The organism is Gracilimonas sp. (assembly GCF_040218225.1).
Taxonomy (GTDB): domain Bacteria; phylum Bacteroidota; class Rhodothermia; order Balneolales; family Balneolaceae; genus Gracilimonas.
In genome coordinates this window covers 256,266-277,666 of the sequence record NZ_JAVJQO010000002.1, presented here as the reverse complement: position 1 = coordinate 277,666, position 21,401 = coordinate 256,266, and the positions used below count along the sequence as shown (strand labels likewise).

Annotated in this window: 18 protein-coding genes; 9 read left to right on the top strand and 9 right to left on the bottom strand. The window is 41.2% G+C overall.

The window, feature by feature from the left end; all coding sequences use genetic code 11:
- Positions 1-11 precede the first annotated feature (11 nt).
- The 3 genes from RIB15_RS01245 (at position 12) to RIB15_RS01235 (ending at position 5,207) form a co-directional block, all read left to right on the top strand.
- Entirely contained in the window at positions 12-1,976 is a 1,965-nt protein-coding gene (locus RIB15_RS01245; RefSeq protein ID WP_350200330.1) for a DUF3858 domain-containing protein, read from the top strand.
- Positions 1,977-1,986: 10 nt separating this feature from the next.
- Positions 1,987-3,903, top strand: a complete 1,917-nt coding sequence (locus RIB15_RS01240; protein WP_350200329.1) for a DUF3858 domain-containing protein — start codon at positions 1,987-1,989, stop codon at positions 3,901-3,903.
- 110 nt (positions 3,904-4,013) lie between these two features.
- Positions 4,014-5,207: a PorV/PorQ family protein gene (locus RIB15_RS01235; protein WP_350200328.1), complete on the top strand. Its 1,194-nt coding sequence runs from the start codon at positions 4,014-4,016 to the stop codon at positions 5,205-5,207.
- Here the strand turns inward: RIB15_RS01235 and RIB15_RS01230 are convergent, their stop codons facing one another.
- On the bottom strand, positions 5,208-5,798 hold the full coding sequence (locus RIB15_RS01230; RefSeq protein WP_350200327.1) for a DinB family protein: 591 nt from the start codon (positions 5,796-5,798) through the stop codon (positions 5,208-5,210).
- A 152-nt stretch (positions 5,799-5,950) separates the two neighbouring features.
- Here RIB15_RS01230 and RIB15_RS01225 point away from each other — a divergent pair, with 152 nt between their 5' ends.
- Entirely contained in the window at positions 5,951-7,045 is a 1,095-nt protein-coding gene (locus RIB15_RS01225) for an AI-2E family transporter (protein WP_350200326.1), read from the top strand.
- Here the strand turns inward: RIB15_RS01225 and RIB15_RS01220 are convergent.
- From RIB15_RS01220 to RIB15_RS01205, 4 genes are all read right to left on the bottom strand, one after another.
- On the bottom strand, positions 7,042-8,292 hold the full coding sequence (locus RIB15_RS01220) for an MFS transporter (RefSeq protein WP_350200325.1): 1,251 nt from the start codon (positions 8,290-8,292) through the stop codon (positions 7,042-7,044). The genes RIB15_RS01225 and RIB15_RS01220 overlap by 4 nt on opposite strands.
- Positions 8,293-8,364: 72 nt before the next feature.
- Positions 8,365-9,075, bottom strand: coding sequence for a CPBP family intramembrane glutamic endopeptidase (locus RIB15_RS01215; protein WP_350200324.1), 711 nt, complete (start codon positions 9,073-9,075; stop codon positions 8,365-8,367).
- Positions 9,076-9,128: 53 nt separating this feature from the next.
- On the bottom strand, positions 9,129-9,602 hold the full coding sequence (locus tag RIB15_RS01210; protein WP_350200323.1) for a YybH family protein: 474 nt from the start codon (positions 9,600-9,602) through the stop codon (positions 9,129-9,131).
- A gap of 72 nt (positions 9,603-9,674) precedes the next feature.
- On the bottom strand, positions 9,675-10,385 hold the full coding sequence (locus RIB15_RS01205; RefSeq protein ID WP_350200322.1) for a CPBP family intramembrane glutamic endopeptidase: 711 nt from the start codon (positions 10,383-10,385) through the stop codon (positions 9,675-9,677).
- Between the two features lie 187 nt (positions 10,386-10,572).
- Between RIB15_RS01205 and pheA the strand changes: the two genes are divergently transcribed.
- On the top strand, positions 10,573-11,712 hold the full coding sequence (gene pheA, locus RIB15_RS01200) for a prephenate dehydratase (protein ID WP_350200321.1): 1,140 nt from the start codon (positions 10,573-10,575) through the stop codon (positions 11,710-11,712).
- Positions 11,713-11,729: 17 nt separating this feature from the next.
- Here pheA and RIB15_RS01195 read toward each other — a convergent pair whose 3' ends face one another.
- The 4 genes from RIB15_RS01195 to xseA form a co-directional block, all read right to left on the bottom strand.
- Positions 11,730-12,797, bottom strand: coding sequence for a hypothetical protein (locus RIB15_RS01195; RefSeq protein WP_350200320.1), 1,068 nt, complete (start codon positions 12,795-12,797; stop codon positions 11,730-11,732).
- Positions 12,798-12,927: 130 nt separating this feature from the next.
- Positions 12,928-13,740 (bottom strand): YoaP domain-containing protein, encoded by an 813-nt coding sequence (locus RIB15_RS01190; RefSeq protein ID WP_350200319.1) that lies wholly within the window; start codon positions 13,738-13,740, stop codon positions 12,928-12,930.
- Between the two features lie 76 nt (positions 13,741-13,816).
- Positions 13,817-14,782, bottom strand: coding sequence for an FAD-dependent oxidoreductase (locus RIB15_RS01185; protein WP_350200318.1), 966 nt, complete (start codon positions 14,780-14,782; stop codon positions 13,817-13,819).
- Entirely contained in the window at positions 14,757-15,956 is a 1,200-nt protein-coding gene (xseA, locus tag RIB15_RS01180) for an exodeoxyribonuclease VII large subunit (protein WP_350200317.1), read from the bottom strand. Before xseA ends, RIB15_RS01185 begins: the two co-directional genes overlap by 26 nt.
- A 214-nt stretch (positions 15,957-16,170) precedes the next feature.
- Here xseA and RIB15_RS01175 point away from each other — a divergent pair, with 214 nt between their 5' ends.
- From RIB15_RS01175 to RIB15_RS01160, 4 genes are all read left to right on the top strand, one after another.
- Positions 16,171-17,451 (top strand): dihydroorotase, encoded by a 1,281-nt coding sequence (locus RIB15_RS01175; protein ID WP_350200316.1) that lies wholly within the window; start codon positions 16,171-16,173, stop codon positions 17,449-17,451.
- Between the two features lie 68 nt (positions 17,452-17,519).
- A complete protein-coding gene (gene tsaB, locus RIB15_RS01170) occupies positions 17,520-18,176 on the top strand; it encodes a tRNA (adenosine(37)-N6)-threonylcarbamoyltransferase complex dimerization subunit type 1 TsaB (RefSeq protein WP_350200315.1) in 657 nt (218 codons plus the stop codon).
- A 66-nt stretch (positions 18,177-18,242) separates the two neighbouring features.
- Complete coding sequence (accD, locus tag RIB15_RS01165) at positions 18,243-19,088, top strand: acetyl-CoA carboxylase, carboxyltransferase subunit beta (protein WP_350200314.1); 846 nt, start codon at positions 18,243-18,245, stop codon at positions 19,086-19,088.
- A gap of 75 nt (positions 19,089-19,163) precedes the next feature.
- A complete protein-coding gene (locus tag RIB15_RS01160) occupies positions 19,164-21,335 on the top strand; it encodes a S9 family peptidase (protein ID WP_350200313.1) in 2,172 nt (723 codons plus the stop codon).
- The last annotated feature ends 66 nt before the right edge of the window (positions 21,336-21,401 follow it).

The window sequence follows — 21,401 nt, the reverse complement described above, 5'->3', positions numbered from 1 at the left end:
AACTGGTAACAATGAAGAATATCATCCTTTTAACACTTTTACTTTTTTCTTTTGATGTGAGCTATGCATTTCAGCAGGTTTATGATTTTGGTGATGTGCCGAAGCATCAACTTGAGATGACAGTGTATGAAAATGACTCAACGGCAAAGGCTGTTGTGCTTTTTGATAAAGGAGAGACGTTTGTTGAGTACTACAATGAGAAATTTCATGTGAAGTTTAAACGGCATATACGAATAAAAATCCTGACAGATGAAGGGCTTGATTTAGGGGAAATAGGTATCAGATACAGAACTACTGATCCAGAGCAAGATGTAAAAAAAATAAATGCCCAAACTTATAATTTAGAAGAGAATGGGAAGGTCAGCAAAGAGGATATTGGCCGAAGAGATGTTTATAAAGAAAAAATATCAGACAATTGGTCGGAGGAAAAATTTAGTCTCCCTAATTTAAAAAAGGGAAGTGTATTTGAGTATGAATATGAATTATGGTCGAATCATCCGGTTGATTTTCCTGACTGGTTTTTTCAACGGGAGATCCCGGTTCTTTGGAGTGAATACACGACCAACATCCCCGAATGGTTCAGCTACCTTTCGGTTAAAAGAGGCTTTCAGGAATACCATAGTACCGATAAATCCACGCATGTCGGTTTTGTAAGAATAGGGAATCGGTCTGAAAGTGTAATGATGAACAAGCACTTTTACGCCATGAAAAATTTACCGGCTATCAGGCCCGAGCCTTATATGAAAGCAACAGTTGATTATTTATCGCACGTAAGGTTTCAGCTCTCATCATTCACGTCTCCGGATGGTTATGTCACAAACTTTTTGTCTACGTGGCCAGAGCTATCACAAGAACTTTTAGATGACGGGGATTTTGGTAAACGGCTTGAAAGCAGTAGAAAATTAAAAGCGGCCGTAAATAATTTGATTACTGATGGTGATTCTGATTTAGAGAAAGTACAGAAGATTTTTGATCATATATCAGAAGTGATGGTTTGGAATGAGCGAACCAGCATTTATGCATTCGAAGATCTTGAAGATGCCTATGAAAGCAGTAGTGGCAATAGCGGTACCATTAACCTGATTCTGATACAAATGCTGAGAGAGGCCGGGCTTAAATCGTATCCGGTAATTTTAAGTACCCGTATGAATGGAGAGATTATTAAGCTTTTCCCACTTGTTTCTCAATTCAATCACACCATAGCCTATGTAGAAGTAGACGATAGGTACTATTTGTTAGACGCAAATAACGAAAAGAGACCGTTTAACCTTCTTCCGGCCACAACTACAAATGGGGAAGGGCTGCTGATTCATGAAGGAAGTCCGATCTGGATTAATATCGATAACGCGGTACAGCACAGCATGATAAAATTAATTAACCTGACGATTGATGAAACAGGTGGATATGAAGGGGATCTTAGTGCAAGAAACGAAGGGTTTTTTGCAATGGCTGACCGTGAGAAAATGGATTCAACAAAAACAGAGTCTATAGAAAGTAGCGACTTTTTTAATGCCGATGGTATCAATATTGACACCATGGTTGTGAAGCAAGCAAGCCTGACAGAGCCTTACTCATACGAAATAGAATTTCATAAAAATGGACAAGATTCTGTTGGTATCATTTACCTCAACCCGATGATCACAGACCGTGTTTCAAAAAATCCTTTTAAGCTACAGGAGAGGACCTATCCGGTTGAATATGATTACCCATTCAATAAAAGGCTTATTGTAAATATAATTATTCCAGAAGGGTGGAAGGTTGATGAAATACCCCAATCGGTCTTACATGCATTACCGTCTCAGGATGCGCATTTTCAGCGGATTGTACAGACCATGGGAAATACGATTTCATTTCAATACATCTTTAATGTAAAAAAGAAAAAATTTATGCCGGAAGAATATCAAAAAATTAAAGATATGTATGAAGACCTGGTTACCAGACACAGTGAAAACATAGTATTAAAGAAAGAGATTTAGGAATATGAAGATGATGAATAAACTTGCGCTGATTTCTTTGGTACTCATCTTTTCAGGGTGTGGTGGTCAGAAAATTCTATTCGAACCTAATCCTGAGTATATAAAACCAGTAAGCGATATTTATACCCTTGGAGCATCATCAAGTGTTAGGGATCAGGAAGTTGTGCTCAGTTTTTACAGTGAAGACGAAGCAGAGTATACCGAACACGGAGTCATTACCATACTCGATGAAGAGCACAGGCATATGGGGAACTTCCAGCTTTTCTATGACCATTTTAGAGAACTTGAGTATTTGGATGTTCAGGTAACAAATAAGTCTGGGATGGTAGTAGGAGTTTACACCATTGATGATGCTCAAGATTTTAGTGCATCTGGCAGTAATTTCTTTACGGATGCAAGGGTAAAAGTGCTGGAGGCTTATTATTATTCATATCCATATACCATTGAGTATAAATACAAATACAAATATTCTGGTACGCTAAACTTGCCAAGTTGGCGTCCAAAATCATATAGTCAATCACTTAATGAAGCATCATTTGAGATAAAAGATTATACGAAAGGCAACGTAAGGTACTTCAGTAAAAATATAGAGGGTGACCCAACAGTAACAGAATTAGCTGATTACAGAAGTACAAAATGGGAGCTAAATACCGAATTAGCTAAAAAGCGAGAGGTTTACAGTCCACCATATTCAGAAATTTTTCCAAATGTTGTGGTTTCTGCATCGAACTTCAAAGTAGAAAATAGCAAAGGTGATGCAAGCAGCTGGGAGTCGTTTGGGAAATGGTACTATCACCTTGCAGCAGGCAAAAGAGAACTTCCGGCGTCTGCCAGGGAAGAAATAGATCGGTTGTTAGCGGGAATTGAAAGTGAGAGAGATAAAGTCATTACGCTTTATAAATATATGCAGGACCAGGTAAGATATGTAAGTATTCAACTAGGCCTGGGAGGGTGGGAACCATTTTCAGCTGATTTTGTGTACAAAAATAAATACGGTGACTGTAAAGCATTAGTTAATTATATGCATGCCATTCTTGAATATGCGGGTATAAAAGCTCAGCCAGCTTTAATCAGAAATGGTATAGGTAGTCCAGAAGTCATTGCAGAATTTCCATCAAACCAATTCAATCATGTAATATTGAGGGTAACACTTCAAAGTGGGGAGGTTATTTGGCTTGAATGTACGAGCAAGTATATTAAACCTGGAAGAATTGGAGCCGGAAATGAAGGTAAGAATGCCTTATTGGTTACTTCAGAGGGAGGCAAAATCATGAATACAGGAATTTCTGATGCTGAACAAAATGTTGTAAGTAGATTTGTTGAGGTGAAGTTAAGTGAAGATGGTTCTGCTTCTTTGTTATCAAAGCTTCACAATAAAGGTGCAATGGATGACGATATGGTACATCAACTGAGGCCATTATCGGAGAAAAAGAGGGAAGAATGGTTAATAAAATCCATTACCCTTAACGATTTTAGCCTTGAGTCATACAAGTTTTTGGGACTTAGCGATGAGGAACCTGAAACAGGTTATCAGGCAAATATCAATGCCAGCGATTTTGCTTCAGCTTCATCTAAACGATTATTTGTACCTGTTAATAAGTTGAACAGGTGGAATATTTATATCCCGGATGAAGAGTTCAGGTCAACTGCGTTGCGACTTCCATATAAATTTTCAGAAATAGACACCACGATATTTGAACTTCCTGGAGGCTACACTGTTGAGGCTTTACCTGCCGATGAATTGGTAGAAAATAACTTCGGAAGCTTTCGTTTTTCACTAACCAAAGAAGAGGGTAAAATCTTGATGGAAAGAGAATTGATAATACAAGAACGAGATATTTCCAGAGAGGAATATGAAGAGTTTAAATCTTTTTTTGCAACCGTAGCTAAAGTTGACCAGGCACAATTTGTAATTGTAAAAGAATAAAGTCCTCAATTTTTGGGATCAAAATTTTAACCGTCAAGATTACATTGAAATTAAACCCGATTTATATGTAAGCAAACCGTTACGATTACATTTAACTAATCACTTCTTTTATGAAAGTAATCTTATCGGTGTTTCTGATGCTGGCTGGTTCAACTTCTATTATCGCTCAGTTAAATATCACAGCTTTTCCATTACCTACACAAAATTTTGACGTTAAAAGTCTTTCTCTAGGTACAGCTACCGTTTCATTGAGCGATGGGTATGGTAGTATATTTGTAAACCCGGCAGGAATTGGAGAGGATGAGGTACTAAAACTTTCACCCGACTTTAATGCTTTTCAGCACCCATACGCTTTAGATTATAAAAGCTATCAATTGTCGGGAACCTATGATGTGAACAAATCCACCATTGGAATTTCGATTCAGGGATTTAGAGTAGGTGGTCAGTTAGTTACAACTTATTATTACGAAAATATGAATTATAAATTCAGAAATACTGAATTAATCACAAAGTTTGCCTATGCCCGTCAATTTGAAAATAACTTAAAGATAGGAGCCGCATTAAATTATTTATACAGCGGTGAGGCTATCGGGACCATGGTTTCTGCCCAAAAAGTGGAGCCTGTATATGCATGGAGTATGGATTTAGGATTGCAACATGAGTTTTCCATGAAATATGATTTCGGAACAATTAAGCCAAGTTCCGGACTGGCCTTGACGAATTTTGGCAAAGGAGTGAATTACTTTAAAGGAGTAGATTATTATAATTCTGAAAGATCTTCTTCATTACCGACAAGGTTACAAGCCGGTGTTGGCTTTACATTTATATCCTTACAGAAGAAAAACGGGTATAATTTTGTGGAGCTAAGGGTGATGCAAAATGCATCAAAATTATTAGTTCGCAGAGAATCCAGAGTCAATGAGTCGGGGACCTATTATGTAGCTATGAATCCATTTAAAGCTTTGGCAAGTTCCTGGGGTAGTTATAACTATTACGATGGGATTAATAACAAAGTCATTGAACCAGAACAGCAAATTTGGATGCATTCTGGTGCCGAAGTTAAGTTTATGGAAACAGTTGCAATTAGATGGGGATTGAGAAAAGCAGGTGGGTTTGAAGCGGATATGTCCTATCAGTCTCTCGGCTTTGGATTAGACTTGTTTTATGTAGTTCTGGATTATGCCATAGTGTTTGATAATCCTGAATACGGTAACTTTTTGGAAGGTACTCAATGGCAAATTTCCGGCCGTATTCCTTTGGATGGGTACCGGCCGGATAATATTCTGCACAGGCTGCTTAATTGATTACATTCCTTCCATTTCACCGAGCACTTCCTGCATTTGGAAGGTATGTCGCTGGCTGTGGCCGGCAACAAGCAGGAAAACCTGGTACGTATCAAGCTCTCCAAAAGGAGTATTTGCTTTATGGTGTCTGAGATTCATTTCTGAATCAGAAAGGTAGTTTATCAGTTTGGTTCGGGAGGCTTCCAGCGCATCCAGCATTTCCTGTTTGGTAGTCCATTTTCCGGATGGCTCGAACTGTTCAGCTGTTTGAACACGATTTCCGCGATTAGCCATCATTCCAATTAAAACTCCATCGGATAAGGAACTATCAAAATTAGGGTTAGCTTCTGACTGACTCATATACCCCTGTGCCATCTGGAAAAAAGATGATTCAGTAATCAGGATATGCTCCAGGCAGTTGGCTACTGACCATCCTCCGTCTTCCGGCTTATGATTCCAGGCTTCATCAGATAAAGGTTCAACCAAATTCACAATGTTCTGTTGAGTTGCATTCAGGTATTCTACAGCGAAATCTATGTCGGACTGACTAAGCTGTGCAAAAGCATTTACATACATTAAAAAAGCAAAGCAGAGAGCGATTATTCTTTTCATAAGGCGCACAATTAGTTAGAGTGAATCAACAGTGTAATAAAAAGAGGGAACAAAGTCGTATCCTGATAGAAAAAATAATATAGTCTTAAGTTTATACTTATAGTGATAAATTCGGATACGAGTTGTATCCTCAGGTAGAAAAATTAAACCCTATGAATGAATACCCGCTTTTACTACGAAATACCATCAGGTTGGCTTTTGCCTTTCTGGTTGTAGCAGCACTGATTTTAGCCCGACCGCTTTTGGTGCCTCTTTTCCTGAGCATTATGCTGGCTTACCTGCTTTTTCCTTATGCCAATTGGCTTGAGGAGCATAAAATTCCGCGCATAGCCACAAACTTTATAGTGATACTGGGTTTTATAGCTATTGTAACGGGTGTTGTAACAGCAATTGGCACACTTTCTGCGAGCTTCACTGAGGACTTTCCGAAATTGAAAGATCAGTTTGAAACAAATATTCAAAGCATCTTCAATACCATTGGTGCTTACACGGGTATTTATATTTCAGGGATAGATTCACTGATTGAGTCTCTTGGAGAAACGGGGCAATATTTAAGTCAGCTTTTTACCGCTACCACTAACACTTTGCTGAGCCTTGGTCTGATTCCCGTTTATACCTTTCTGCTTCTGTTTTATAGGGATAAATTTCGTGATTTTATTTCGATGCTTATATACAACAGTCAGGAAGAAACGGCGCAAAATATTATTAATCAGGCTTCGGAAGTGGTACCTAAATACCTGAAAGGACTGGTAATTGTATGTTTTATTTTGATGGGATTAAACTCCTTTGGGTTTTACATCATTGGCTTGGATTATGCCCTGCTATTTGGAATTATAGCCGCTCTTTTCAATCTGATTCCTTACCTGGGAACCGTGCTTGGCTATGCCGTGGTATTGCTTTTTTCGCTGGGAACAGGAACTCCGGGTTTGGCTATCCCGATTATTATCCAGTTTCTGATTATTCAGTTTTTAGAGAATAATATCCTTACCCCGAATATCACCGGCTCATATGTTCAGATAAATCCGCTGGTGATTATTTTTTCTTTGATTGCAGCCAGTATGATTTGGGGACTGCCAGGCATGTTGATCATCATACCTTACCTCGGTTTGTTTAAGATTGTATGTGAGAATGTAGATGACCTCAAACCCATCGGATTTCTGCTGGGTACCCGGGGTACCGAACGACACGCTATAACTATAAAATCGCTGCAACGCAGGTTTGGCTGGCTTAATGAAGATGAAAACTAGTCATCAGGTTTTTTAGGAACCTGAGTCTGAACCAGGATTGCTCCCAGGGCAGCTAAAGCAGCTCCGATAGCGAAAGGTGCAATAAAACCAAAACGGATAGCAAATCCGGAGATAAAAGCACCAAAAGAAATGCCGATTCCAAAGGAAACAGTAAGAACAGAAAGCTGGGCCCCTTCCTGTCCGGCCTTGGTTAAATCACCGGCAAGCGCTAAAGCCGGTGCAAAAACCATAGCTGCACTTATACCTTGTAAGGCTCTGGTTGTAATAAGATGCCACGACTCTGTTGAAAGTCCCTGGGCAAGTGTGATGGGCACTAACCCAATCAATCCGGCTACAATAAATACTTTACGTCCATACCGGTCGCTAAGCCGGCCCACAAAAGGCTGAACGAGTGCGAGCATCCCAACGAGTGCGCTAAACTGAATAGAAAAAATGAAGGCTCCCTGCGAAAGCCGTTCATTTATCTGTGGCTCGATGGAGGCGAGCAAGGCAAATCCGGTACTCATAATAAATGTAGCTAATCCCAACGCAAAGATAGGGTCAAGTGTATAATCGGGGCTATCTGAGGTAACTCTGAATACCATTTTTTCAGTGCTGGGCTCGGTTTCTTCCGGATCACTTACCATGATAGAAACAAGCAATCCGCTAATTAAGGCCATGAATCCTGCCACACAAAAAGAGGCAATAAATCCATTGATCTCTCCAATGTAAGGAACCGGATAAGGTCCGGCTTCTACCAGAATACCACTTAACAGCGGGCCGGCTCCAAAACCAATAAGCCGGAAGGAATTATACACACCCATATTTTCACCACGGGTTTCGGTTCTGCTCACTTCACTGACCAAAGCTATACTGGCGGTTATAGTCAGAGCTGCAGCTATACCTTGGGCTGCACGAATTACAAAAAGGATTTCATAGCTGTCGGCCAATACATACGAAAAATTGGCAAACATGAAGAGCACCAATCCTAGTATAACAAACGATCTTCTTTTTCCGGCTTTATCAGATAACCGGCCGGCAAAGGGTTGAAAAGCCGAGCTTACCAGACCATATAATCCTAAAACAAGTCCGGTGATAAGTGATTCTGAAAACCCAAAGAGTTCTCCTGAAACACTTCCGCTGGCGATATAAAGTGGTAATACAACGATGAGAAAGGAATTGCCCATTGCATCAGCCATTCGGGCTACACCAAGCGCGATAACCCTGCGATCAGTTCCGAATAATGTACTTGATTTGGTGGCGCTCATAGTTAAGTTAGACTCAGTATTCTCTACCGCGCAACGAGTTAGAACTTTAGGTCGTTCCAAACCTTGATTAAGCTATAATAATTTGAAGTCTCTGGTTTGACGGGTATAAAAATTGTGAAGAATAATCAGAACAACTGTAGGAATGAGCAAGTACCACCCCAGAGAGAGTAGACCAGAGTAATTTCCAAGATCAAAGGGAGGATGACCCTGAACAGCCTCAAAAATTTGAATTCCATTCGGGCCATTTGAAAACACAGTGTTGTTAATAAGGTTCCAGCCGAAGTGAATGGCTATGGGAAGCACAACGGAGCTAGTCTTTTCATAGGAAACCGCGAAAACATACCCCATATATCCGGTTGTAATGAACACGACAATCATTGCCATCACGTTTCCTAATACACCAAAGGTAAACCAGTGATAAATACCGAAAGCAGCTGCTGTTATCAAAAGAGAGGATTGAGTTCTTTTAGTATATCGAAGTAGTAAGTATAGAATGATGCCCCTGAACGTCAGCTCTTCAAATAAAACAGATTTCAAATCATAAAAGGCTGAATTGAAAACCAGGTCGGCGGTAATATTATTATTCAGCTGCCAGTAAGTACCACCCAAGTATCCCAGAAATAGTTGAGTGATGGCACTCAGTATTGCGAGGATGATAAACCCGGTCATGAATTCCCTGGCTCTTTGATTTAAAGGTGTAAACCAAATACTTAATAGATTTCTTTTCTCCAATACATAGACGATAAGCCAGGATGTGAACAGGGCGATAAGTGCATAAATCATAGCCGCAAACTACGGAGCATCTGGAAAAAAGTTTTAATAAAAATGAGTAATTATTATTTCAACTCATTCCATTCTTCTTCTGATGCCATGGATTCCTGATACTCCATCACCAGCTTCCATTCACCATCTTTTTTAACCAAAAGTCCCTGAAAGTGCACAAAAATAGGCTGTGGGTCTTCACCATTTATTTGTGAGGTATAGTGAAAAATACCGGTGTCGTGGGCTGTGGTTTCATTATGTAATCTGGTACTGAACCGAAACTCTACACTGGCCGACATTTTGCCAGCTTTAGTATCCATAAATCCTTGCTTCCAGCCGCCCAGGGCATCAGTAATAGGATAGCTTTCTCCGGAAATGCCATTCACTAAAACAGCATCCTCATGATATAAGGCCGCATATTCTTCGAATTCGCCCTCCGCTACGGTTCGGCTCATTTCACCCCAGAAAGCATCTATTTCGGTAGCAGGGTCGTTGGGTTGGCTAAGAAATAGTAAAGTGAACAGTGGAAGGAAGATTAACTTCAACATGATATAGGTCTTTATTAAAGTGATTAACCACGATAGTTAATTTAGACTTTTAAGCCAAATAAGTGAAAAGCATCAGCCGTAGTACAAAAAGTAGACTGCAAGGATTCCCGTCATATTGTATATGCTATGTGCTATAATGGAAGGAGCTAAACGACCAGTGAAAACAAAAAGAAGTGTATACATAATTGTGGGAACCATAATATCAATCCATTCTATGATATTGGTGGGTAAGTGTCCGGCTGCAAAAAACAGAATAGAAATAATGGCAGAGATCCAAAGCCCGGTTTTCGGATTCTTGAACGTGCTTTTTAAAATGTTGATGAAATAGCCTCGATTGTAGATTTCCTCTGTAATGCCTCCGCCAATAACCCCAAGTGAGATATATGAGATCAGCCCAATAACGGTTCCGTCCATCATATCTAGAATTTGGGAAATATCAGCTCTCGAAGCGCCCCCGGTAGCTGGAATAATCCAGGCAAATTGTAAAACAGCCCAGCCTAATCCAACAATCAGGCCAAGTCCGCCATCTTTCTTCCAGTTTTCCCACGACCACCCGATAAATTTAAAATCTTTTCCAATCCATTTAAGGGAGTAGTAGATGAGTAAAGTAACCGTGCAGAACTGGAAAAGGGCAATATATAGTAAATTGATTCCGGTTAGTCCGCCGCCAACTTTTGTAATACCGAAGAACAGATTAGGAATAATAAACAGGATAAATCCAAAAAGGATTGTGAAAATGAAGATTGCCAAGGTTTTTGATCTGCTGATATTCCGTTCTGTCATTAACTTAGTGTATAATTTTCTTTAGAGTTGCAGGCTTGCTACGGAAGACTGGAAAATTAGTTACTGATTACGCCCCAGTCACTTACCCAAATTGTAATCATTCATTTATTCCTGATGAAATTCCTTCTTCATATCCCCGTCACTTTTACTACTTTCCAGTACTCACTCACAGATAGTTAATAATTTTATGTCAGATAATTTAGAATCCATCCGCAAACAGCTGGATGAAATAGACCGTACCATCCTGAAGGCGCTAGCCCAGCGGCAGGGTTTGGTAAAGGAAGTCTCGGATTTGAAACTCAAGAATGAAAAGGGAATCCGGGATCTCGAAAGAGAGGAGCAACTCCTGAACCGAATCCGGGATTTGGCACACGAAGTAGGGCTGGATCGATATTATGCAGAGCATTTATTCAGGGAGATTATAACTAACTCAGTTCGCTTTCAAACGCATTCTCTGGTTGACCATCAAAATGAAAAACCAAACGGCGATGCTATTCGGGTTTCTTACCAGGGAACCGATGGGGCTTACAGTCACCAGGCTGCTATCCGGCATTTCAGCGAGCGCTATTCAAAAGTTGAAGCCATCGGTTACGACACTTTTCAACAGGCTGCCCAAGCTGTTTTGGAGGAAAAGGTGGACTACGCTCTGTTACCCATTGAAAATACTACTGCGGGTTCTATCAACGATACTTATGATATTTTAGGGAATGAAAAACTTCATATCGTGGGAGAAGAAATTCTGAAAGTAGTTCATTGTTTGATGGCGGTTGAACCTGTGGAGCTGAGTAAGATTCGGCGGATTATGTCGCACCCTCAAGCTATAGCTCAGTGTTCGCAGTTTTTATCCAAGCTACCACGCTGTAAAGTGGAATCATATCTTGATACAGCAATGTCGGCCAAGAAAGTACTGGAGGATGGCGATCTTTCTCAGGGAGCTATTGCCGGTGCTCATGCCGCTGATCTATACGGATTGCATGTTATTGAACATGACATAGCCAACCAAAAGGAAAATTTTACCCGTTTTGTGATAGCTTCAAAAGAACCGGTTCAGGTTGATCTACAGATACCAGCTAAAACATCATTGATGATGGTTACATCCAATGATGAAGGTTCCTTGATCGAATGCCTGAACATTTTACACAAGCACAAAATTAATATGGCCAAGCTGGAATCCCGGCCACGGCTTAATGAACCATGGAAATATTCTTTTTATCTGGATATCCATGCCAATATTGATGACCCGGAAGTTTCGGTGGGTTTGGATGAACTCAATAAAAAAGCCGAGGAGCTTAAAATCCTCGGCTGCTACCCTAAGCAAGAAGCTTAGATTAATCCCTTATTCAGTTAGAAAGAATAGGTAGCTCGTGCAAAGAAGTTATAGTTTGTGTCAACGAAATCACTTCGGGACTCACGAATTCGATATCGGAAGTCAATGTTTAAATCATCAGAAATAAAATATCGATACCGAATTTCGAGCTCATCGGCATTTGGGGCATATACATTCGGAGTTAACCAATCAGAATCTGTTCTTGCAAATTCTACCATAAATTGATGTTTATCGGCGAAATTATTGATGCCTAAGGATAGTACGGCACTGGTTCCATCTTCAAAAGCAGCATTCAGGTTTTGGCCAAGCTCAGCTGCGACCCGGAAGCTACCGCCATTGAGGGCATCAGGTTTCGGAAGGTCGTAGACCAGGTGGCTCATGACGGCAAAATATGTACTGTATCCGCTTGGTTTGAGATAGGCATTGGGCGCAACGAATAATCCAAATCCTTTTTGGATGAAGTTATTGTCATCACGGGTCCGGTTTTCAAGGCCGAGGTAAGAAGCAACATTATGCTCATTGTTTCCGAAGTTAAGCGGGCCCCGGTAAGAATAGGAGGTGTGATTGCGGGGCTGATATTCGCCAATCACCTCACCGTACCAGTCTTCATTCAGGCTTCTTTTCACATAAATACCGTCAATCCAATGGATATTGATGTTGTTACTCATGAAGCGCATATGACTTCTTCCGGCATTGGAAAGTACTTTTGGAGTATGCTGGAAACGTCCTGCTTTTACCTGAGTTTTTTCGTTTTTAAACTGATAATAGAATTCATCGAATGAAATACTGCCGGTATTGAGACCGCCGCCATCAGCTTTTATCGTAAAGCTGGCTTCCGGAAATTCAGAGGATTGGGTAGTTGCCAAACGAGCTTTAAAGCCGTGATTTTCATTGAAACCATAAAAAGCACCAACACGAACTCTTAAGAAAGAGGTCCCTTCGAAATGTTCAAAAGCTTCTCCGGAGGAGCTTCCATAAGAAAAACGGGCATTCCCTGAAAAATTGAAATTACTGTTATCCTGTGCTTGTACATTCAAAAAAAATGCAGCCAATACTGCAATGGTAAAACCTATTCTGGAGATCATTCTCTTGGTAGATTAATGTTACTGATTAGAGTTTGTGAAGTATGTCATTCCTTTATCGACAGAAGTCCATTTTCCTTAAATCGGCTTATAAGTGTCAACTAACCTGTTTATAAATGTGATATCATATCGGTTAGTACAAATCGAAGTCAACCGGCCGACCATATAAATGCTTTACTTCAGGATACATCTCGTTTAGATCTAAAGTTCCAATCAGCTCTTCAATTTCGCTTCTGTTTAAAAGTTGAAAGGTCAGAAAATGTCCATCCAGGAAAACTCCGAACGTGCCATAAGGGGAGCCAGATTCACGGGCTTCTGACGCGCTAAGTAGTTTTTTTAGCTGAACCTCAAAGCCCATCTCTTCAAAAACTTTTTTCATCTCATAGATGTAGTAATTTATGAATGAACTTTGGTCTGCATATTTGATGGTTACCAGGTGAGCTTGAATAGGATTCGGTTTGTCTTCCATGGAAAGAGCAAAAGAAGGTGATGGTGCTTCTGGTTTGAATTTTTTTATTAACAAAGTGAATCCGGGAAGATGAGCATGTTCAAGATATCCCCGACTTAAATAGAAGTGCTGGCTGTTTTTAAATGATTCGTTGGGCAACATTAAAACAATACCGTTCTTCTTGCTGTTTTCAACTTCGCAGTGCAGCAGAAGTTCGGATTTAAACCAGTCATCAGGGTGATCTTCAGCAACATACAATTGATTGATAAAGATATATCCGGGTGCAGAAACAGGCTTCCAGGCTTTTTCAGCCGGCAGGTATTCGATAAAAGCTTCCTCAGGGGTATCAAGCTTTGTGATAACCATACCATCTTCAAAACGGGCTAAAATCCAGCTTCGGTTATACCTGAACAGATCAGCGCTGTTCGGATTTTTCAGGTCTACACATGGAATAGCATCCAGTTCAAAATTATGGGTATTTACTTTGATCAGGCACATGACAATTCCTCCCGGTTTTTTTGGATGGTAGTAAGTTCAGGTAAAGAATTGATGAAGAAAATCAGTACCTGATTATTTAGAGGAGCTTCAGAACCTCTTCTGCACAGCCCCAAGAAACTGTATATCCGGCACCACCATGTCCGTAATTGTGTACAACAGGCAAAGTCGCGTCTTTTTCCAATCTGATCTCAGACCGACCGGGCCGCAATCCAACTTTTGTTTCTAAAACGGATAGTTTGGCGACTTTCGGTTCAAATTCGGAACAATAATGAATAATGCGGTTGGTCAGGGAATCATCTGTTTTAGTGGAAGACTGATGTTTTTTGGCTGAACCTCCCAGAATAATGCCATCTCTACGGGGAATGATATACGCCATTTCATCCCCGTTTTTACCCAATGGATACTCAGTAGCCGAGCCTTCAATTTCAGCCGATGGTTCTACTTTTACAACCTGCCCCTGTATAGGAAATAGCAGGTGGTCATCAAATAAATGCTTTGCCCCCAAACCCAGGCAATTAACAACCAATGGGTATTCATCAAGTTCTTCTATGGATGAAATTTCCTGTTGAAGGATTTCGCCCCCCGATTCCTTAAAACGGTTCACTAAGTAATCTAAATAAATGGGTGTCTCAATAAGTGGAACAAAAAGCTTGAATCCTCGGTGGTTAGGATCGATCGGACTAGAGACTTTACGGTCTAAGATATTCTCTGAAGGTAATGCATCCAGCCACCAGGGTTGCTCATCAGTATTTAAATAAGCTGTAAATGGAATAAATGAAACACCAGAAGAATCATCCTGAGAAAGACGTCGGTATTGAAGCAGCGAATTTTTACTCCACACGGATACTTTATGAGCAGGGTAGGCTTCGTATGGAAACCAGATGGCGGCAGCTACGGCAGAGGTTGTTTGCTTAGGTAGTTGTTTGGAAATGATTTTAACAGAGTAGCCATTTTCCAAAAGAACAATGGCTGTTGTTAAACCGGAAACACCGGCGCCTAATACCGTTATATGGGTTTTATCTTTCAACCGGGATTTTGTCATCTTTCCATTCTAAATCGAAGCCAGAGGCTTTTTTGAAGGCCTGAGATTCACGAATCCATTTTCCATCCTGCCATACCCGGGCAAACCCTTTTTCAAGGGGTGCATTAGGATTCTGCTTATCTAAGGAGTGAAATAATTTGGTCAGACGTTCTTTTCGGTTTCGAACCAATGATTCCGTCCGGTGCTCCAGCTTTTCATTCAAAGTTAGAATGCGGGACCGGGCTGATTCCATCTTCTGTTTCACCGCAAGCAATGCATGTGATTTCGCCATATTAGCCACTTTTTCTTTATATAATTCAATGGCTCCGGTGGTGTTCATTTCCAGCTTCTTGGTGTAATCTTCTACCATGAACCGGATTTCATTGATGTCTGGAACAGCTAGTACGGCAGCCTGAGTTGGCGTTGCAGCACGGGCATCGGCCACAAAATCGGAAATAGAGAAATCAACTTCATGACCAACGGCACTTATAACCGGTACTTCACAATGGTAGACTGCACGCGCTACCGATTCTTCGTTGAAGGGCCATAAATCTTCCAGTGAACCGCCTCCACGCCCTATGATCAATACATCCACATTTTTATGATTGGAGAAGTAATTAATGCCTTCCACGATTTCCGGGGCGGCGTTTACGCCCTGCACACTAGCATGGTAGAGTTTGACCTCAGCGAGCGGCCATCTTTTCTCCAGGGTAGATCGTATATCCTGAAAGGCTGCTCCGGTAGAGGAAGTGATCACACCAATTCGTTCCGGAAATTTGGGTAAAGCCACTTTATGAGTATCATCAAATAAGCCTTCTTCTTTTAGCTTTGCCTTCAGCTTTTCAAAAGCCTGCTGAAGCTTCCCGATCCCGGCTTGTTGCACCAGGTTAACAATCATTTGGTAGCGGCCGTGCGGAGCATAAACCTGGATGTCTCCTCCTACAACAATTTGTTGTCCGTCGGTAAGATTGATATCGAGCCGTTGTGCAGTGCTTCGCCAGATCACACAGGGCAGGGAGGCATCAGCGTCTTTCAGCGTAAAATAATAGTGCCCGTTCCGGCTTTGGTTTACATTACTGGTTTCACCTTCCACCAAAATATCTACAAAATTCTGCTCCAACAGATTTTTGATTTTCTCGGTAAGCTCAGCAACAGATGGAATATCAAAAAGAAACGGAATTTGTTTATCGGGCATGGGGGTTGATTGCAGGTTCAAGATCGGCTACAAATATAGAGGTTTTAAAAGAGTGATGAAGTAAATAGTGTTTGAGTATTGAGTATTGAGTATTGGGTATTGGGTATTGGGTATTGGGTATTGGGTATTCAGAAAACATCCCAAAGTCCCTTTGTGCTTTAGCCCCGAATCACGGTATATTTGTGGTCGAACCTGAAAGCTCAAAAATAAATTCATGCTCCTCAAAAACCTGAAACCTGTCAGTAACTCTCAGAAAGGCAAAGACACCGTTGATATTCGTATCATGGAAGGCATGATCAAAGAAATTGGTGCTGGGCTAAAAGCTGGAAAAGGGGAAGAATCTCACGACTTTGAAGGAGCCTATGTTTCACCGGGCTGGATGGATATGCATGTGCACTTGCGTGAGCCAGGTTTCGAACACAAAGAAACCATAAAAACCGGCTGCGATGCTGCAGCTTTCGGGGGATTTACAGCAGTGGCTTGCATGCCTAACACCAAGCCAGCCACACACACCCGCGATGTGGTGGAATTCATTATAAAAAAAGCAGAAAAACTGGCGGTAGATGTTCATCCGATTGCATGTGTAACTAAAGAGCGAAAAGGAAAATCTATAGCAGAAATGGCCGACCTGAAAGAAGGCGGAGCTGTTGCTTTTAGTGATGATGGCGATCCGGTGTATAATTCACAAGTGATGCGTGTGGCTTTGGAATATTCTTCCATGCTGGGATTGCCAATCATTAATCATGAAGAAGATTTGGCACTATCCCGGCCTGGTCATATGAATGAGGGTAAAGTGGCAACGCGTCTTGGTTTGGATGGAACCCCGGGAATTGCCGAAGAAGTGATGATTGCTCGGGATATTATGCTGGCTGAATACACTGGCGGACACATCCACGTAGCACATATCAGTACAAAAAATGCGGTAGACTTAGTTCGGCAAGCCAAGAAAAAGGGTATCAATGTTACCACTGAAGTTTGTACTCATCACTTTGATTTAACCGATGAAGAGATTGAGAAGCAGAATTTTGATACGAATTTTAAGATGCACCCGCCACTCCGAACTCAGGAAGATGTGGATGCAATGATTGAGGGATTAGTAGACGGAACCATCGATGCTATTTGTACTGATCATGCTCCCCATGCCATAGAGGAAAAAGAGGTTGAATTCATATACGCTCCAAATGGAATCATTGGATTGGAAACGGCTTGGTCAATTACCAATCAGCGGCTGCTGCAAACTAAAAAATTGAATCTTCAGCAGCTGATGGATAAGCTCGTATACAATCCACGCAGAATTCTGAACCTTGAATCTCCGGAGATCAAGGAAGGAGCCAGAGCCAATCTGACATTTTTTAATACCGATGAGGAATGGACGTTCACTCCAAAAAATGTTCGCTCCAAGTCCAAAAATTCTCCGTATCTGGATAAAAAGTTAAAAGGACGGGCGGTTGGTATTTTTAATAAAGGTCAGTTGGTTCTGAACGAGCTAAAATGATCTTTATATCAGACCTGTCATTTATCAGGATTCTTTGATAAAAGCCTCAGGATGTCAATTTCTATTCTATGATACTTGCTTTCGAAACAGCTACCAATATTTGCTCGGTTTCCTTTCAGGATGAAGAAGGAAATGTGTTTGAGAAACGAACCGAACGAAAAGGTTCGCATTCAGAGCTTTTGTTTTTATTTGTGCGTGATTTGATGAACGAGCAAAACTTCAAAATTTCTGATCTTGATGCCGTGCTGGTTAGTACAGGCCCTGGCTCATATACAGGGCTCCGGATTGCTGCAAGTGCCGTGAAAGGAATGTTATTTGGTTCAGACATAGATATTTATGCTGGGAATACCCTCGCAGGTTTTGCTCAATCGGCCGGTGAGGGAACGGTTCATGCTGTGATTAATGCACGGCGGAAGCACTTGTATCATCAAAAGTTTGAGGTTACCGGGGAGCTTACAGCTGCATCCGGTTCAGAAATTCTGGAGCTTACCGAAATTGAGCCGATGCTGAATCCCGGTGAGAAGATTATAGGGACCGGAATTGACCGTTTAAATAAAGACAAATTGGAAGGACTTGAAGTGCAGGAAACCACAAACATTTCGGCTAATGCTCTGCTCGCTCTTTTTAATAGTTCATCGGGTAAACAATTTTTCAAAAAAACAACGGCTGAAGAGCTGGAATCAAATTATTTGAGCAGCAGTCAGGTTAATAATACTTCCGTATAAACAGATTCAGAATTAACACTCAGAATCTTTATTTTACTACTCTGAAAAATTCACAAAACTCAGTATATGTCCTGGTTTAAAAGAAAAGACGAAAACATCCAGACCAACACCAAGAAAGAAATGCCGGAAGGGGTTTGGATTAAAGTTCCTACAACCGGTGAAACCATCCATAAACGCGAGCTGGAAGATAACCTTTGGGTTGATCCGCTAAGTGGATACCACTTCAGAATTGGAAGTGAAAAGTATTTCGAGATTATTTTTGATAATGGAAAATTCAAGGAAATCGGGCAGGAAATTCAGCCTACCGATCCGTTGGAGTTTGAAGACCGAAAGAAATACAAAGACCGTCTGGTAGAATATCAGGAAAAAACGGGGTTAAGTGATGCGGCTCGCGTTGGGGTTGGGAAAATGAATAAGCTGGATCTGGTTGTTGCCTGCATGGATTTCTCTTTTATCGGCGGAAGTATGGGGTCGGTTGTAGGAGAAAGATTAGGTATAGCTATTGATCACGCCAGAGAAAATAAAATTCCATTGATGATTATTTCTCAAACAGGTGGCGCCCGTATGATGGAAAGTGTGCTCAGCCTGATGCAAATGGCAAAAACTTCAGCTAAGCTGGCTCAGCTCGAGGAAGCCGGGGTTCCATATATATCTTATATGACAGACCCTACTACTGGTGGAGTAACGGCAAGTTATGCTATGCTCGGTGATTTCAATATTGCTGAGCCGGGTGCATTAATCGGATTTGCAGGTCCGCGAGTGATCAGGCAAACAATTGGACGTGATCTGCCCGAAGGATTCCAAACAGCGGAGTATTTACTCGAACATGGATTCTTGGATTTCATCCTTCCCCGAACCAAGATGAAGTCAAAACTTACCAAGCTGCTGAAGCTGGTTCTCCATAAGAAGTAAAAGACATTTAAACAGTACCACAGAAAAGAATGCTCAACCGGCGTTCTTTTCTTTTTTAATCCAAATTTATCATTTATGAAAGTATTTAGACTCTCAATAATATTGATGGCAATATGTTCTGTAGCTACAGTAGCTCAGGATAAAAAACCTATTGAGTTTGAACATATTTTTGATGGGACGTTTTCACCTAATAACGTGCAAAACGTGCGCTGGATGAATGATGGTGAATATTATTCGGCTACGAGAGATAATCAGATTATTAGGTTTAATATTGTTGATGGATCAGAAGAGGTTCTGTTTAACGGAAATGAGTTTACGGATGCTGATGGCGATACCATCCGGGTTCAGGGTTATCAATTTTCTTCGGATGAATCCAAGCTGCTCGTTAAAACGGATGTAGAACAAATCTGGCGCCGAAGTACCCGCGAGAATTATTACGTATATGAAATTGAATCAGGTGATTTCAGCAAGCTGACGAATTCTGAAGAAAAGCAGCAATATGCTGAACTTTCACCCTCAGCCAATCGTGCCGCTTTTGTTCGAAACAATAATTTGTTTTGGGTTGATTTATCGACCGGTGAGGAAACTCAAATCACCTTTGATGGCGAGTTCAACAAGATTATTAACGGTGCCGCCGACTGGGTGTATGAAGAAGAGTTTGGTTTTGCCAAAGCCTGGTTCTGGTCGCCCGAGGGAGACCGGATCGCTTTTTATCGTTTCGATGAAGAGCGGGTGAAAGAATTTTTTATGACCAATTGGGGCTCTCTCTACCCGGAAGAAGTAGAGTTTAAATACCCTAAGGCCGGAGAGCAAAATTCCATTGTATCCATTCATGTGTACCATCTTGATTCCAGTGAAACAGTGACGATGGATGTAGGAGAAGAGACCGATCAGTACATTCCGCGAATTAACTGGACCCGGGATAACAGCCGATTGGCCATTCGCAGAATGAACCGATTGCAGAATAAGCAGGATTTACTTTTTGCAAATGCTGAAACCGGTTCAACAAGAGTGATCCTCACAGAGCAAAGCGATACCTGGCTGGATGTTCATGATAACCTGTATTTCCTGACAAATGGAGAGCAGTTTATTACTACAAGTGACAAAAGCGGATACAATCATGTGTACCTGTATAACACGCAGGGAAAGCAGTTAGAGCAGATTACTTCCGGAAAATGGGATGTCACAGACCTGATAGGTCACAACGAAAGAACGTATGAATTATACTATGTGAGTACAGAAGAATCGTCTCTTGAGCGGCATCTTTACAGCATTAGAATTGATGGTAAGAAAAAAGACAAGCTTACCGAAGGCACTGGCTGGCATGATATTAACATGAGCCGGGACTTCAAATACTATATTGATACCTGGTCAGATTATAATAAGCCTCCGGTGATGAGTCTGCATCGAAGTAATGGCCGTAGTGTGAGAATTATCGAGGACAATAACGGCCTAAGCGAGACCCTTGCAGAATACAGTTTTGTAGAAAAAGAATTTTTTACACTGGACGTAAATGGCACCAGCCTGAACGCTTATGTACTGAAACCGGCTGATTTCGATTCTACCCAAAAATACCCGGTGTTGATGTATGTATATGGTGGCCCCGGCAGCCAGACAGTAACAAAAGCTTTTGGAAGTGGGCAGCGCCCCATGTGGCATCAGTACCTTGCAAACCAGGGATATGTAGTGGTTTCAGTAGATAATCGCGGAACAGGAGCCCGGGGCCGGCAATTCAAAAAGCAGGTGTATAAGAAACTGGGCCAGTTAGAAACGGCTGATCAGATTGCAGCTGCCAAACAAATTGCAGAATGGCCTTATGTTGATGAAAACCGTGTCGGAATCTGGGGCTGGAGTTATGGTGGATATATGTCATCTTTAGCATTGGCTGAAGGTTCAGATATATTTACTACGGCCATCGCGGTAGCACCGGTAACCAGCTGGCGTTTTTATGATACCATCTACACCGAACGATACATGCAGACTCCTCAAATGAATCCTGAGGGATATAACGAAGGAGCACCACTCACAAAAGTGGATCAGATTACAGGCAATTATTTACTGATTCATGGTACCGGGGATGACAACGTTCACTTCCAGAATTCTGTTGAAATGATAGATGCGTTGATAGAGGCTGATGTTGACTTTGAAACCATGATCTATCCCAACAAAGCTCACAGTATTTATGGTGGAAATGCCAGGAAACACCTCTATCAACTGATGAGTAACTTCATTTTTGAAAATTTATAATTAAACCAGGTGTCATCTCGTGGCGAATGCCTGAGATCCGGATGCTGAAAATCTAATTGTGCTTTT

What these genes read in the sequence shown, in the direction of transcription:
- RIB15_RS01245 (WP_350200330.1), top strand. Translation starts at nt 12, where the DNA reads ATGAAGAATATCATCCTTTTAACACTTTTACTTTTTTCTTTTGATGTG.
- RIB15_RS01215 (WP_350200324.1), bottom strand. Translation starts at nt 9,075, where the DNA reads ATGATTTATGCACTTATCGCCCTGTTCACATCCTGGCTTATCGTCTAT.
- RIB15_RS01220 (WP_350200325.1), bottom strand. Translation starts at nt 8,292, where the DNA reads ATGAGCGCCACCAAATCAAGTACATTATTCGGAACTGATCGCAGGGTT.
- pheA (WP_350200321.1), top strand. Translation starts at nt 10,573, where the DNA reads ATGTCAGATAATTTAGAATCCATCCGCAAACAGCTGGATGAAATAGAC.
- accD (WP_350200314.1), top strand. Translation starts at nt 18,243, where the DNA reads ATGTCCTGGTTTAAAAGAAAAGACGAAAACATCCAGACCAACACCAAG.
- xseA (WP_350200317.1), bottom strand. Translation starts at nt 15,956, where the DNA reads ATGCCCGATAAACAAATTCCGTTTCTTTTTGATATTCCATCTGTTGCT.
- tsaB (WP_350200315.1), top strand. Translation starts at nt 17,520, where the DNA reads ATGATACTTGCTTTCGAAACAGCTACCAATATTTGCTCGGTTTCCTTT.
- RIB15_RS01225 (WP_350200326.1), top strand. Translation starts at nt 5,951, where the DNA reads ATGAATGAATACCCGCTTTTACTACGAAATACCATCAGGTTGGCTTTT.
- RIB15_RS01185 (WP_350200318.1), bottom strand. Translation starts at nt 14,782, where the DNA reads ATGACAAAATCCCGGTTGAAAGATAAAACCCATATAACGGTATTAGGC.
- RIB15_RS01205 (WP_350200322.1), bottom strand. Translation starts at nt 10,385, where the DNA reads ATGACAGAACGGAATATCAGCAGATCAAAAACCTTGGCAATCTTCATT.
- RIB15_RS01195 (WP_350200320.1), bottom strand. Translation starts at nt 12,797, where the DNA reads ATGATCTCCAGAATAGGTTTTACCATTGCAGTATTGGCTGCATTTTTT.
- RIB15_RS01235 (WP_350200328.1), top strand. Translation starts at nt 4,014, where the DNA reads ATGAAAGTAATCTTATCGGTGTTTCTGATGCTGGCTGGTTCAACTTCT.
- RIB15_RS01160 (WP_350200313.1), top strand. Translation starts at nt 19,164, where the DNA reads ATGAAAGTATTTAGACTCTCAATAATATTGATGGCAATATGTTCTGTA.
- RIB15_RS01175 (WP_350200316.1), top strand. Translation starts at nt 16,171, where the DNA reads ATGCTCCTCAAAAACCTGAAACCTGTCAGTAACTCTCAGAAAGGCAAA.
- RIB15_RS01210 (WP_350200323.1), bottom strand. Translation starts at nt 9,602, where the DNA reads ATGTTGAAGTTAATCTTCCTTCCACTGTTCACTTTACTATTTCTTAGC.
- RIB15_RS01240 (WP_350200329.1), top strand. Translation starts at nt 1,987, where the DNA reads ATGATGAATAAACTTGCGCTGATTTCTTTGGTACTCATCTTTTCAGGG.
- RIB15_RS01190 (WP_350200319.1), bottom strand. Translation starts at nt 13,740, where the DNA reads ATGTGCCTGATCAAAGTAAATACCCATAATTTTGAACTGGATGCTATT.
- RIB15_RS01230 (WP_350200327.1), bottom strand. Translation starts at nt 5,798, where the DNA reads ATGAAAAGAATAATCGCTCTCTGCTTTGCTTTTTTAATGTATGTAAAT.